The organism is Anaerobacillus alkalilacustris, assembly GCF_001866005.1.
Taxonomy (GTDB): Bacteria; Bacillota; Bacilli; order Bacillales; family Anaerobacillaceae; genus Anaerobacillus; species Anaerobacillus alkalilacustris.
In genome coordinates this window covers 268,319-282,174 of record NZ_MLQR01000050.1, presented here as the reverse complement: position 1 = coordinate 282,174, position 13,856 = coordinate 268,319, and the positions used below count along the sequence as shown (strand labels likewise).

Annotated in this window: 9 protein-coding genes; 8 read left to right on the top strand and 1 reads right to left on the bottom strand. The window is 35.0% G+C overall.

Translation table 11 applies throughout. The features are described 5' to 3' along the window. The first annotated feature begins 56 nt into the window (after positions 1-56). From leuC to yihA, 8 genes are all read left to right on the top strand, one after another. Positions 57-1,469: a 3-isopropylmalate dehydratase large subunit gene (gene leuC / locus BKP37_RS18875; RefSeq protein ID WP_071311174.1), complete on the top strand. Its 1,413-nt coding sequence runs from the start codon at positions 57-59 to the stop codon at positions 1,467-1,469. A 32-nt stretch (positions 1,470-1,501) separates the two neighbouring features. Further along, the gene (gene leuD, locus BKP37_RS18870; RefSeq protein WP_071311173.1) at positions 1,502-2,086 is read left to right on the top strand and encodes a 3-isopropylmalate dehydratase small subunit; all 585 of its coding nucleotides are present in this window, start codon (positions 1,502-1,504) and stop codon (positions 2,084-2,086) included. 218 nt (positions 2,087-2,304) lie between these two features. Then, a complete protein-coding gene (locus BKP37_RS18865; RefSeq protein ID WP_071311172.1) occupies positions 2,305-3,330 on the top strand; it encodes a tetratricopeptide repeat protein in 1,026 nt (341 codons plus the stop codon). Positions 3,331-3,618: 288 nt separating this feature from the next. Beyond that, on the top strand, positions 3,619-4,914 hold the full coding sequence (gene tig / locus BKP37_RS18860; protein WP_071311171.1) for a trigger factor: 1,296 nt from the start codon (positions 3,619-3,621) through the stop codon (positions 4,912-4,914). A 582-nt stretch (positions 4,915-5,496) separates the two neighbouring features. Beyond that, a complete protein-coding gene (clpX, locus tag BKP37_RS18855) occupies positions 5,497-6,768 on the top strand; it encodes an ATP-dependent protease ATP-binding subunit ClpX (RefSeq protein WP_071311170.1) in 1,272 nt (423 codons plus the stop codon). 770 nt (positions 6,769-7,538) lie between these two features. Then, a complete protein-coding gene (gene lonB / locus BKP37_RS18850; protein ID WP_071311169.1) occupies positions 7,539-9,221 on the top strand; it encodes an ATP-dependent protease LonB in 1,683 nt (560 codons plus the stop codon). Between the two features lie 502 nt (positions 9,222-9,723). Further along, entirely contained in the window at positions 9,724-12,048 is a 2,325-nt protein-coding gene (lon, locus tag BKP37_RS18845; protein ID WP_071311168.1) for an endopeptidase La, read from the top strand. Beyond that, a complete protein-coding gene (gene yihA, locus BKP37_RS18840) occupies positions 12,045-12,632 on the top strand; it encodes a ribosome biogenesis GTP-binding protein YihA/YsxC (protein ID WP_071311167.1) in 588 nt (195 codons plus the stop codon). Before lon ends, yihA begins: the two co-directional genes overlap by 4 nt. A gap of 22 nt (positions 12,633-12,654) precedes the next feature. Here the strand turns inward: yihA and BKP37_RS18835 are convergent, their stop codons facing one another. Beyond that, entirely contained in the window at positions 12,655-13,509 is an 855-nt protein-coding gene (locus BKP37_RS18835) for a DUF4309 domain-containing protein (protein WP_071311166.1), read from the bottom strand. Between the last annotated feature and the right edge of the window lie 347 nt (positions 13,510-13,856).

Below are 13,856 nucleotides of genomic sequence, written 5' to 3'. Positions count from 1 at the left end.
TAGCGCCTTCAATAATTCTACATTTTCTTTTTACATTAGAATGGGAGAGGATCATGATGAGTAAAAAAACGATCATCGAAAAAATTTGGGATAAGCATACAGTTGTTGATGAAACAGGTAAACCTACTCTATTATACATCGACCTTCATATGGTTCACGAAGTTACCTCACCTCAAGCCTTTGAGGGATTACGTTTAAAGGGAAGAAAAGTTCGTCGTCCTGATTTGACGTTTGCAACAATGGACCACAACGTTCCAACGCTAAACCGTTATACAATCACTGATGAAATTGCCAAAAAGCAAATGGATACCTTGTCTGAGAACTGTAATCAATTTGGAATTAAAATTGCTGATTTAAACAGCCCTGATAGTGGGATTGTTCATGTAATCGGTCCTGAATTAGGTCTAACTCAGCCAGGTAAAACAATTGTTTGTGGAGATAGCCATACGTCAACTCATGGTGCGTTTGGTGCATTAGCGTTTGGAATCGGAACAAGTGAAGTAGAACATGTACTAAGTACACAAACATTATGGCAATCAAAGCCAAAAACGTTACAAGTACATGTAAAAGGTGACTTACCTATAGGTGTAACAGCTAAAGATGTTATTTTAGCAATTATTGCTAAATATGGTGTTAATTTTGGAACTGGTTCAGTCATCGAATTTACAGGTGAATCTATTCGTAAAATGACTATGGAAGAACGTATGACTATTTGTAATATGAGTATTGAAGCAGGTGCAAAAGCTGGTTTAATAAGCCCAGATGAAGTAACTTTCGAATACTTAAAAGGAAAAGAATATGCTCCACAAGGAGAAGCGTTTGAAAAAGCTGTTGCAGAGTGGAAAGCCCTTGCTACCGATGAAGGAGCTACTTATGATCAAACAGTTGAAATAGACGCATCTGAAATTGAGCCACAAGTAACTTGGGGAACAAATCCTTCACAAGGAATTGGTATTAATGGAGTAGTACCTAATCCTGCTAATGCTACAAATGCTGTTGATAAAAAAGCTGTAGAGCAAGCACTTGAATACATGGGTCTTGAACCTAATACACCAATTACTGATATTGAGATTCAACATGTATTTATTGGTTCATGTACAAACTCTAGAATGAGTGACTTGCGTGCAGCAGCGCAAGTAGCAAAAGGAAGAAAAGTAGCACCAGGAGTACGAGCAATGGTTGTTCCAGGTTCGCAGAAAATCAAATTACAAGCTGAGGCAGAAGGTTTAGATCAAGTTTTCTTAGAAGCTGGCTTCGAATGGCGTGAGTCTGGTTGTAGTATGTGTTTAAGCATGAACCCTGACTTCGTACCAGAAGGAGAACGTTGTGCTTCTACTTCAAACCGAAACTTCGAAGGTCGCCAAGGAAAAGGTGCAAGAACTCATCTAGTTAGTCCGGCAATGGCAGCGGCAGCAGCAATAGCTGGTAAGTTTGTTGATGTTCGTACATTTACTGAGGCAACAGTTTAATAGAATACATTTTTGTTGGAGGTGCAGTTAGTATGGCTGGAATTGTAGTTCATAAAGGTAATGCAGCGGCGATGGACCGTGTAAATGTAGATACAGATCAAATTATTCCAAAGCAATTTTTAAAACGTATTGAAAGATCTGGTTTTGGTCAATTCTTATTTTTTGATTGGCGTTTCAATGCTGATGGAACAGATAATAGTAACTTTGAATTAAATCAACCACACAACAAAAACGCAACTATTTTAGTAGCTAATGAAAACTTTGGTTGTGGTTCTTCAAGGGAACATGCTCCTTGGGCGATCCAAGATTATGGGTTTCAAGTAGTTATTTCACCAAGTTTTGCAGATATTTTTTACAATAACTGCGTAAAAAATGGTATTCTTCCGATCAAACTTACAGAATCTGAAGTAGAGGAATTACTAACGAAAGCTGATAAGGATGTTTATGAATTAACAGTTGATTTAAAAGAACAAACTGTATCTGATGACCAAGGTTTTTCAGCAAAGTTCACAATCGATCCGTACTGGAAAGAAATGCTAATGAACGGTTGGGATGAAGTATCTGTAACATTAAATTATGAAGAAAATATTTCTGAGTATGAAAAACAAAGAGCATAAGTAAGAGCAAGAAGGGGAGACAAACAATTGTCTTCCCTTCTTGTTTAAAAGATAAGCACAATTTATTAATTTCTAAGTTAGAAACTGTCTAGCTTTGTGAGTAAGTAAATCATGTGTGTTCTTGTTATAAGGCGTAGGAAGTTGTTTCGTTGTATTTCATATATTAGAGTGGTAAAATTAAAGGAAAAGGCGTTACTAAAGGGTGGAGCGATTGTTTCATGAGAGAGAAACAAAAAAAATTTAAGGAAAAGGTAGTTTTATTTCCGGGTGTAGTGGAAAAGCTTGTAGCAAAAGGTATGGAAGCATTAAAGCAAAAAAGTTTTTCAGATGCATTTTCATTTTTTGACCAAGCACTACAAATTGAACCGGATCATCCGCAAGCAAGGTTTGGTCTTGCTTTAAGCTTAATTGAACAAGCAAGGTTAGAAGAAGCTAAAGAAGTTACTGAACAAATGCTTAAAGAAGATGTTGGTAATTATTATGATATTTTACAAGTACATATTTCTTTATTGGTTCAACTAGGAGAATATGATGAAGTAGTTACTATGCTTGAAGGCATTATGACTGAAGAAAAGCTGCCGGCAAATCTAGCAGAATCTTTTTATCACCTATTACATTTTAGTCGTCAGATGGTAGATGATGGGACAAATGTAGAAATTGATATCGATATCAAACAGCCGCCAGAAGAAGTGTTAAATATGTTATATAATGGCACTGTTGAGAAGCAATGGCTAGCAATTCAAATGTTAGGGAAATTGCCAGCATCAGTTTTTATAGAAGCAGTCAAACAATACTTAATGACAAACCACTTTGATCCAGTACTGAAAAGTATTATTTTGCAGCAGCTAAAAGAAAAAAATGTAATAGAAAATATTGAAATACATAAGTTTGGTAAAGTGATCAACATAAATATTTCTGAATTAGAAGATGTTTACCATGAGGAATTTGGTCAAAATACTTTAAAGTTAGTAGCTGAACAATTAGAAAATGATAATCCTAGTTTATTTGAAGTAGTTACTCAATTGTGGTGGCATTATCTCTTTGCTATCTATCCTATTTCACCTGAACCGTTGCAACCTTCACTATGGGCTGCTGCTGTGCATAGGACGGGAATTGAAATGGCAGGAATGGACTTTGATGATTATAACTTAGCAAACAAATATAACGTAGATAAAGAAGAGATGGTCGTTTGTTCCGAGGAGATATTGAAAATTGAGAACGAGACATATAAAGGAATTACATAATAATACTGGTTACGATTCTTTTAAGTGTATTAGAGCCAGTATTATAGCTGGAAAGATAATGTACTAATTTCTAACAGTTGAAATGATACTACTCTATGGTATAATAGAATGGTTGTAAAAAGTGGAATATCATATAATTTTATATGCTTTAAGAAAGGTTATACCTTTGTTGGAGGATTAAATTACAATGAAAAATGAAACTCAATCTTATAATGATAGTTAGTTAAATTTTTCAAGTGTACAAGCCACAAATACTTAATGATTGAAAATGTTGGAGGGAAAGAATAAATGACTGCAAAATGGGAAAAGTTAGAAGGAAATCAAGGCGTACTTACAATTGAAGTAGAAGCCGCAAAGGTTGATGATGCGTTAGATCAAGCTTTTAAAAAAGTAGTAGGTAAAGTGAATGTACCTGGGTTCCGTAAAGGGAAAGTGCCTCGTGCAATGTTTGAACAACGTTTTGGAGTTGAATCGTTATACCAAGATGCTTTAGATATTTTATTGCCAAATGCATATGGAGCTGCGATCCAGGAAACAAATATTGAACCTGTAGACCGTCCTGATATTGATGTTGAACAAATGGGCAAAGGTCAAAATCTTATTTTCAAAGCTACAGTAACTGTAAAGCCAGAAGTTCAGCTTGGGGAATATAAAGGTTTAGAAGTTGAAGAATTGGAAACAACTGTAACTGATGAAGATGTTGAGCTTGAGTTAAAGCAACTTCAGGAAAAACATGCTGAATTAATCGTTGTTGAAGAAGGAACAATTGAAAATGGCGATACTGCTATTATCGATTTCGAAGGTTTTGTTGATGGTACACCTTTTGAAGGTGGAAAAGGTGAAAACTATTCATTAGAAATTGGTTCTGGTTCATTTATTCCAGGTTTTGAAGAGCAATTAGTTGGTGTTAAAACAGGAGAAGAAAAAGAAGTTGGAGTATCTTTCCCTGAAGAATATCACGCTGCTGATTTAGCTGGTAAACCTGCAGTATTCAAATGTAAAGTTCATGACATCAAACGTAAGCAGCTTCCAGAGCTTAATGACGAGTTTGCAAAAGATGTAAATGAGGAAGTTGAAACGTTAGAAGCTTTAAAAAATAATATTAAAGAAAAAATGATCCAAGACAAAGAAACAGAAGCTAACCACCAAAAACGCGACTCTTTAGTAGAAAAAGCTGCAGAGAATGCTACTATTGACATACCAGAAGCAATGATTACAACTGAAGTAGACCGTATGTTAGAGGAGTTTGGACAACGCCTTCAAGCTCAAGGTATGAATTTAGATTTATACTACCAGTTCTCAGGTACAGATGAAAATGGTATGCGCGAGCAATTTAAAGCAGATGCTGAAAAAAGAGTTCGTATTAACTTAACTCTTGAAGCTATTGCTCAAGCAGAAAATTTAGAAGTATCTGATGAAGAAGTTGAAGCTGAACTTGAGAAAATGTCAGAACTTTATAAGCGTTCTGTTGATGAGCTTAAACAAATTCTAGCAATGCAAGGTGGAATTACTGCTATGAAGGGTGATTTAAAAGTTCGTAAAGCAGTAGATTTACTTGTAGAAAATAGTAAAGTTGTTGCATAACAACACTAATAACAAGGCGCGATTATTTTCGTGCCTTGTTTTATACTATAATAATTTATAAATACTAATGAAACTCATAATTGTTTATCTTTGCTACTCTGATACTAAATGTAAATGTGGTTGGATGATGATTGTTTCAAACAAGATTTAGACTTATGTAGCTCCATTTAGTAATTATGAAATTCACTCACATAAAATAAATAAAATTTTTTAGATAAATAAGTTATGTTTTTTGTATTATTAGTAAATTAATTGTAGTAGGAACTAACAGGTATGATATATACATAAAGGCTTTAAATTATGTAAGTATATTTTCTCACAAGGAAATTTGAATTTCTTTATTTTTTTAAAAGGAAAAAAGGAGGTAAAAATTGAATTAATTACATATACTCTTAAATACATACGGAGTAATCAAAACTCAACTTCGTACATACTATGTTTTATATAGTGGGTGCTATAAATAGCGCTTACTGCCTAAGATGTGATAAAATGCAATACATACGAAAGACTAAATGAATTCGGTAAAATTTTAGTACCATATTAGTAACGAGAGATAGAACAAACTTTGAGGGGTGAAAATTTATGTTTAAATTTAATGACGAAAAAGGACAGCTGAAGTGTTCTTTTTGCGGTAAGACTCAAGATCAAGTTAGGAAACTTGTTGCTGGTCCAGGTGTTTACATATGTGATGAGTGTATCGAGTTGTGTACTGAAATCGTTGAGGAAGAATTGGGAACAGAGGAAGAAGTTGACTTTCAAGATATTCCTAAACCAAAGGAAATTCGTGAAATTCTAGATGATTATGTAATAGGACAGGAACAAGCTAAGAAGACATTATCAGTGGCTGTATATAACCACTATAAACGTATTAATTCTGGTCAAAAAGCAGATGAGGTTGAACTTTCAAAAAGTAATATTTGTATGATAGGCCCAACAGGGAGTGGGAAAACCCTCCTTGCGCAAACGATGGCTCGAATTTTAAATGTACCATTTGCTATTGCAGATGCTACAAGTCTCACGGAAGCAGGATACGTTGGTGAAGATGTAGAAAACATTCTTCTTAAATTAATTCAAGCAGCAGATTACGATGTGGAAAAAGCCGAAAAAGGAATTATTTACATCGATGAAATTGATAAAGTTGCTCGTAAGTCAGAAAATCCTTCTATTACTCGTGATGTATCCGGTGAAGGTGTGCAGCAAGCCCTTCTTAAAATTCTTGAAGGGACAACAGCAAGTGTTCCTCCTCAAGGTGGTAGAAAACACCCACATCAAGAATTTATTCAAATTGACACAACGAATATTTTATTTATTTGTGGTGGGGCATTTGATGGTATTGAACAAATTATTAAGCGTCGTTTAGGTAAAAAGGTTATTGGGTTTGGCTCTGATGTTGGTAAACAAGAAGATTTAAAACCGGGTGAATATTTGTCAAAAGTATTACCAGAAGATTTACTTCGTTTCGGTTTAATTCCAGAATTTATTGGAAGACTACCAGTCATCTCAAGTTTACAGCCTCTAGATGAAGACGCATTGATTGAAATTTTAACTAGACCAAAGAATGCTCTAGTTAAGCAATATGTCAAGTTGTTGGAATTAGATGACGTTGAATTAACATTTACTGATGACGCTTTAGTGGAAGTAGCAAAACAAGCCATTGAGCGTAAAACGGGAGCTCGTGGTTTACGTTCAATAATTGAAGGTATAATGTTAGATGTGATGTTTGAATTGCCTTCACGTGATGATATTGCAAAATGTACAGTTACCCCTGAAGTTGTTACTGATAATGCAAATCCTATTTTGGAAACAAAAGATGGAGAAGTTATACAAAAACCACTTCCGAAAGAAAGTGCGTAAAAACATAACATGATATAACGTGACGGCTTAACTGAATAATAGTTAATCAAACACTGATTTGTGCTCAAGGGTCATAGACCCTCACCTCCAAGAGTAGCGTAGGAGGGAACTTCCATTAAGGTGGAGTTGAGACTCCATCTGAATTTCCGATGTTCTAGCAAAGCTAGAACGAGTTCTCTTTTCTGCTCTTGTGGGTTGAATGAAAGCTAGTGAACAAACTATTTGTTCGCTAGCTTTTTTTTTTATTATAATCAGAATTTATAAATTTCTAACTTGGAAACTGTCTAGCGCAAGCAGCCTACGAGCTTGGTCACTTCAGTCAAGCAACTGACTTCAATTACCTCTTGAAATCCTTCGTTGATTAACTTCATGCAGCTTTGCTCCTGCGGTTACTCGTCGCACGAAAAACAATTGCTCCTGCGGTTACTCGTCGCACGAAAAACAATTGCTCCTGCGGTTACTCGTCGTACAAAACACTGCTTCGAGGAAGCTTGCTACGAAGCTTTGCTAGAAGACGCAGAAGCACATAGATTGCGGTCAAAGAGCAGACCGCTTCTTGTCGACCTTCCAGTGTTTGTCGCCGATAGGCGGGCGCCTTGCGCTTTTCATATAGGGAATGAAGTTCTTTGTAAAAATTTTTGAGTAGAGTTAGTAACTATTTTTTCCATGCGATAACAATTATTCCCTTCTTACAATTTGAAGATTACTCCATACATTACCGGAGATACTAAATGGCATAAGATCTTGAAAAATTAGTAGGAGGGTACTTCATGAATTGGACAGGCATAGCATTGTTAATTCAGTTATTTTTTGGGATTATCATTGGTCTTTATTTTTGGAACCTGTTGAAAAGCCAAAGGACACAACGGGTGTCAGTTGATAAAGAATCAAAAAAAGAACTTGAGCAACTAAGAAGAATGAGATCAATAAAATTAAGTGAGCCTCTGTCAGAAAAAGTGAGGCCGAAAAACTTTGATGAAATAGTTGGGCAAGAAGATGGTATTCGCTCTTTACGTGCTGCCCTATGTGGACCAAATCCACAACACATTATTGTATATGGTCCGCCAGGTGTCGGAAAAACAGCGGCTGCTAGGTTGGTTCTTGAAGAAGCTAAGAAAAACCCAGCTTCACCGTTTAGGGCTTCAAGTGTTTTTATTGAATTAGATGGTACAACAGCTCGATTTGACGAAAGGGGAATAGCAGATCCATTAATAGGTTCAGTACATGATCCTATCTATCAAGGTGCTGGTGCTATGGGTCAAGCTGGAATTCCACAGCCGAAACACGGTGCGGTTACGAAAGCGCATGGTGGAGTCTTATTTATTGATGAAATTGGAGAACTTCATTCAATTCAATTTAACAAATTGTTGAAAGTCCTTGAAGATCGAAAAGTATTTTTAGAAAGTGCATACTATAGTGAGGAGAATACACAGATTCCACAACATATACACGATATTTTCAAGAATGGATTACCTGCAGATTTTCGTTTAATTGGGGCAACAACACGAACCCCAAATGAAATACCACCAGCTATACGCTCTCGCTGTTTAGAAGTCTATTTTAGAGCTTTAACACCTACTGAAGTCATTAAAGTTGCTCAAAAAGCTGTAGATAAGATTAATTATGATTTAGAGGAAGGTGTTTTAGAGTTAATTTCTAAGTATGCAACAAACGGAAGAGAGGCAGTGAATATTGTCCAAATATCTTCTGGAATTGCGACGTCAGAAAATAGAGAATTTATTAAAGTTTCTGATGTAGAGTGGGTAATTCATTCTAGTCAACGATCTCCACGTCCAGAAAAGAATATTCATAAAGAACCAACCGTTGGCCTGGTAAATGGTCTTGCTGTTTATGGACCGAATTCAGGATCTATTATTGAAATTGAAGTTACTGCCTATGAAAATAAAGGAAAAGGAAAAATAAATATAACAGGGATAGCTGAGGAAGAAAGCACTGGTGACAGAGTGCGTTCAATTCGACGAAAAAGTATGGCCAAAGGCTCTGTGGAGAATGTGGCTACAGTTCTAAGAAAAATGGGAGTTCCTACAGATGATTATGATATCCATGTCAATTTTCCAGGGGGGACACCTATTGATGGTCCTTCAGCAGGAATTTCAATGGCTACAGCCATTTATTCTGCTATCAATACTATCAAAATTGACAATGAATTAGCTATGACTGGTGAATTAAGTATTCACGGGACAGTAAAACCTATAGGTGGTGTAGTAGCTAAAGTTGAAGCTGCTAAGCAGGCGGGTGCGAAACGTGTATTAATTCCGATTGAAAATTACCAAGCGATTTTTAAAGAACAAAAGGATGTTGAAGTAATTTGTGTGTCTACTCTACAAGAAGTTTTTGATCTCGCTTTTGTTGTCGAAGAAAGTTTAAAAGAAGAAGATGTCATTCCTGCTAGTATAATCAATCAGGATACTAGTCCTTCTGCGCTGGTTTAATAATAGTTGGGGCTTCTTGAACATATGAGGCCCCTATTAATAGTGATAGTTTATGTTATTGTTCTATACCATTGAAGAACACTTGGAGAACCGAAAAATATAGGTGTGAAATATTTGCTAAAGTATAAATAAAGAATAACTTTTATTCCTTAAATTAAGAGGGTTAGTTGCTCATACGTCTAAGCTTATTTGGTAGCTATTTTCATTAATGGTAAAACGCAAAAAACAATAGTTATGCTTCTGTCTAAGTAATACGCCTAATTTCATTGTAATATTAGACAAACTAGGAACGATAAGATAAAATTGTACAAGATTAAGTTTTTTCATTTCCTTCTAAATTTTACTAAATAAAAGCAAAACTTTTTCTTATGTAAAGTGGATTTAAGTGCTCTTATAAAATTTAATAAAAAAGTATTTATATTAGAGTAAGTGGAAGTTATAAGTTTCATGATAAGCATCCTCTCCATAAAAATAGAAGAAGTTGTACGGAGGTGTATACATAATGGCTGAAGAGAATAAAATTGTTATCCCGCTTTTGCCTCTTAGAGGAATACTTGTTTATCCAACAATGGTACTTCACCTTGATGTTGGTCGCAATAAGTCTGTTCAGGCTTTAGAGCATGTTATGGTGAATGACCATAATATACTTTTAGCCACACAAAGAGAAATTTCAATTGATGAACCAACAGAAAAAGAGATTTACACAATTGGTACACTTGCTAAGGTTAAGCAAATGTTAAAATTACCAAACGGTACTATTCGAGTTCTCGTTGAAGGGCTGCAAAGAGCTAAAGTTGAAAAGTTTTTAGAGAACGAAGAGTATTTCGAAGTGGAAATGACTCTTGTGGAAGATGAGATATTAGGCGATGCTGAGGAACAAGCACTGATGCGTAATGTCTTGCTTCATTTTGATCAATATATCAAGTTATCTAAAAAAATCTCAGCAGAAACGCATGCTGCGGTTGCAGATATTTTAGAACCAGGACATTTAGCAGATGTAGTTGCTTCACATTTGCCATTAAAAATTGTTCAAAAGCAAGAGATATTAGAAACTTTTTCTGTTAAAGACCGTTTAAATAAGCTAATTGAAATATTAAACAATGAAAAAGAAGTTTTAGGATTAGAAAAGAAAATTGGTCAACGTGTGAAAAAGTCAATGGAGCGCACACAGAAAGAGTATTATCTACGTGAACAAATGAAAGCAATTCAAAAAGAACTTGGTGATAAGGAAGGAAAAGAAGGTGAAATAGAAAGCTTTAAAGAGCGAATTAAAGAAGCTAACATGCCTGAAGTAATTGAGGAAAAAGCCTTAAAAGAACTTGAACGCTACGAAAAAATGCCGGCTACTTCTGCGGAAAGTTCTGTCATTCGCAACTATTTGGAATGGTTACTTAATCTACCGTGGCATAAAGAAACAACTGATGTATTGGATATTAAACGTACAGAAACAATTTTAAATGAAGATCATTATGGTCTTGAAAAAGTAAAGGAACGTGTACTTGAGTATTTAGCTGTGCAACAATTAACTCAACAACTTAAAGGACCAATTCTTTGTTTAGCTGGACCACCTGGAGTTGGGAAAACATCACTTGCTAGATCAATTGCAAGATCATTAGATCGTAATTTTGTTCGAATTTCATTAGGTGGAGTTCGTGATGAAGCTGAAATCCGTGGTCATCGTCGTACATACGTTGGTGCAATGCCTGGCCGTGTAATTCAAGGTATGAAAAAAGCAGGAACCATAAATCCTGTATTTTTACTTGATGAAATTGATAAGATGGCTCATGACTTCCGTGGAGACCCAGCCTCGGCTCTATTAGAGGTATTAGATCCTGAACAAAATAATACGTTTAGTGATCATTTTATTGAAGAGTCGTATGACTTATCAAAAGTAATGTTCATTACTACTGCTAATAACGTGGGTATGATACCAGGTCCTTTATTAGACCGAATGGAAATTATTCATATACCTGGCTACACTGAGGTTGAAAAGCTTCATATCGCGAAAGATTATCTGTTACCCAAACAAATGAAAGAGCATGGACTAGATAAAGGGAAATTACAAGTCAAGGACGAAGCAATATTAAAGGTTGTTCGTTACTATACTCGTGAAGCTGGAGTACGTAATCTAGAGAGACAGATGGCAACAATTTGTCGTAAAGCTGCAAAAATCATAGTCTCAGGTGAAAAGAAAAAAGTTATAGTCACAAATAATACGATTGAACAAATGCTTGGAAAATCGAAATACCGATATGGATTAGCTGAAGAAGAAGATCAAGTAGGTGCAGCAACTGGACTTGCTTATACATCAGCAGGTGGTGACACATTGTCCATTGAAGTGTCTATTGCCCCTGGGAAAGGTAAATTAACCTTAACTGGTAAATTAGGGGATGTCATGAAAGAATCAGCCCAAGCAGCCTTTTCGTACATTCGCTCACGTTCAGTGGAGTTAAATATTGATCCTACATTCCATGAAACAAATGATATTCACATTCACGTACCTGAAGGAGCGACACCTAAAGATGGTCCATCGGCAGGAATAACCATGGCGACGGCTCTTATTTCAGCCTTAACAGGTAAAGCAGTACGGAAGGAAGTTGGCATGACTGGTGAAATAACGTTAAGAGGTCGGGTCCTACCGATAGGTGGTTTAAAGGAAAAATCAATGAGTGCCCACCGAGCGGGATTAAAGATCATCATTCTTCCTAAGGATAATGAGAAAGATATAGATGATATTCCAGAAAGTGTTCGAAAGGATTTAACGTTTATTTCTGTATCACATTTAGATGAAGTTTTAAAGCATGCATTAGTGGGAGAGAAAAAATGAAAGTCACACAATCAGAAATAGTTATAAGTGCAGTAAAACCCGAGCAATACCCTGATACTGGTCTACCAGAGGTTGCTTTGGCAGGACGATCTAATGTAGGAAAATCATCATTTATTAATAAAATGATTAATCGAAAAAATTTAGCAAGAACCTCTCAGAAGCCTGGGAAAACACAAACGTTAAATTTTTATATTATTAATGAAGTGATGTATTTTGTAGATGTACCTGGCTATGGCTTTGCTAAAGTATCAAAATCAGAACGTGAAGCCTGGGGAAGAATGATTGAGACCTATATAACAAATCGCAAAACATTAAAAGCAGTGATTCAACTCATAGATATTCGCCATGATCCAACTAAGGATGACGTAGCAATGTACGAGTGGTTAAAGCACTACGACATACCTGTAATTATCATTGCTACTAAAGCAGATAAAATTCCTAAAGGAAAATGGCAAAAACATGAGAAAGCTATTAAAGAAAAATTAAATAAAGCTCCTAGTGATCCAATTGTTGTCTTTTCTTCAGAAACTGGTTATGGAAAAGATAAAGCATGGAAAACGATTGAAGAATATTTAGAGTCCTAAAGCAAGTGCTTTAGGACCTTTTCTATTTTAAAAGAAAATTATTAGATTTAGTTAGCCAAATGTTCGTTATATTTTTATCTTTATCAAATACTTCAAAAGATAGTAAATAAGGACCTGCTTCATACGAATAATAATAACTATTTTCCATTTCAGAGTATGATTTGTTTGTAGGTGCGCCTAATTTTTCAATAACTTCTGATATTTGAACGTTAATTCTTAGCCCAGGCATATTAATTGCAACTACATTTGAAGCTTCATCGAAAAGGTAGGCCATATCATTATAGTAATAATAAGTACCACCTAAATACCAATCAGTCATTGATGGCTCACCAACCTTTAAAATAACCTCATTTTTACTTGATCCAATGATTATAGGAGAAGTAACCATCCTTCCCGTAAGAGCTTCTGTAATAAATGAACTAGTCACATCCAAATCGTGATAACTCAAATAAAACTTGTTGTTTTCATGCCAAATATCAGAATAGAATTGTCCTAATTGTAAATCGACATCATCAGTAAACTTTACCTTGTCTAGAATAATTATTTCGTCTTCATTTTCTATCCAAGTATAAAAACTTATGCCTCTGACATGGTTATCTTGTTTCTCGGTTATAATTGTTTGGAATATACCTTCTTTTATTTCTTTAAGAAGGTTATTTTGAGTAAAATAATTATTATTTGAGGTGGTTATGAGGTTTTCATCATTATCAGGAGAAATATTCAATAATGTTGCTACTAGTTCATTTTCACTAGAAGAACTAATATAGATGTTGTGATTTCTGGAGTATTCATCTTCTAAATGGTGTAAATTAGTTTCTTGATTTGTACCACACGCAACTAAAAATATCCAACAAATGACGAATAAAATTTGTTTCATAGCAAGTCTCCTTTAAAATCAATAAAAATATCTACTAGCTTGTTTCGATACATTATGTTAAAAACCCTATAAAAAACATATGAAAAATTGCGACTATTTATTATCAAAAACTACATAGTTTAAAGGAAAAATAAAGAATTTTAGAGGAATATACCTTATTATGTAATCAAAGCGAAAGGTTTATTGAGTTAAATGTTGAAAGGTGGCCGAGAATGTAGAAATAGCATTTACGAAAATAACATAAACGCTGAGTCCTATTATATGGGATATATTTCTTACCCACATACTAGGTATTTGACCCTCAAATATGGTAAAATCGATAGAATAACAAAATACGTATTGGTGAA

Bases quoted from the DNA above. Each gene is read 5' to 3' on its own strand.
- tig (WP_071311171.1), top strand. From the start codon at position 3,619: ATGACTGCAAAATGGGAAAAGTTAGAAGGAAATCAAGGCGTACTTACA.
- leuC (WP_071311174.1), top strand. From the start codon at position 57: ATGAGTAAAAAAACGATCATCGAAAAAATTTGGGATAAGCATACAGTT.
- BKP37_RS18835 (WP_071311166.1), bottom strand. From the start codon at position 13,509: ATGAAACAAATTTTATTCGTCATTTGTTGGATATTTTTAGTTGCGTGT.
- yihA (WP_071311167.1), top strand. From the start codon at position 12,045: ATGAAAGTCACACAATCAGAAATAGTTATAAGTGCAGTAAAACCCGAG.
- BKP37_RS18865 (WP_071311172.1), top strand. From the start codon at position 2,305: ATGAGAGAGAAACAAAAAAAATTTAAGGAAAAGGTAGTTTTATTTCCG.
- leuD (WP_071311173.1), top strand. From the start codon at position 1,502: ATGGCTGGAATTGTAGTTCATAAAGGTAATGCAGCGGCGATGGACCGT.
- lon (WP_071311168.1), top strand. From the start codon at position 9,724: ATGGCTGAAGAGAATAAAATTGTTATCCCGCTTTTGCCTCTTAGAGGA.
- clpX (WP_071311170.1), top strand. From the start codon at position 5,497: ATGTTTAAATTTAATGACGAAAAAGGACAGCTGAAGTGTTCTTTTTGC.
- lonB (WP_071311169.1), top strand. From the start codon at position 7,539: ATGAATTGGACAGGCATAGCATTGTTAATTCAGTTATTTTTTGGGATT.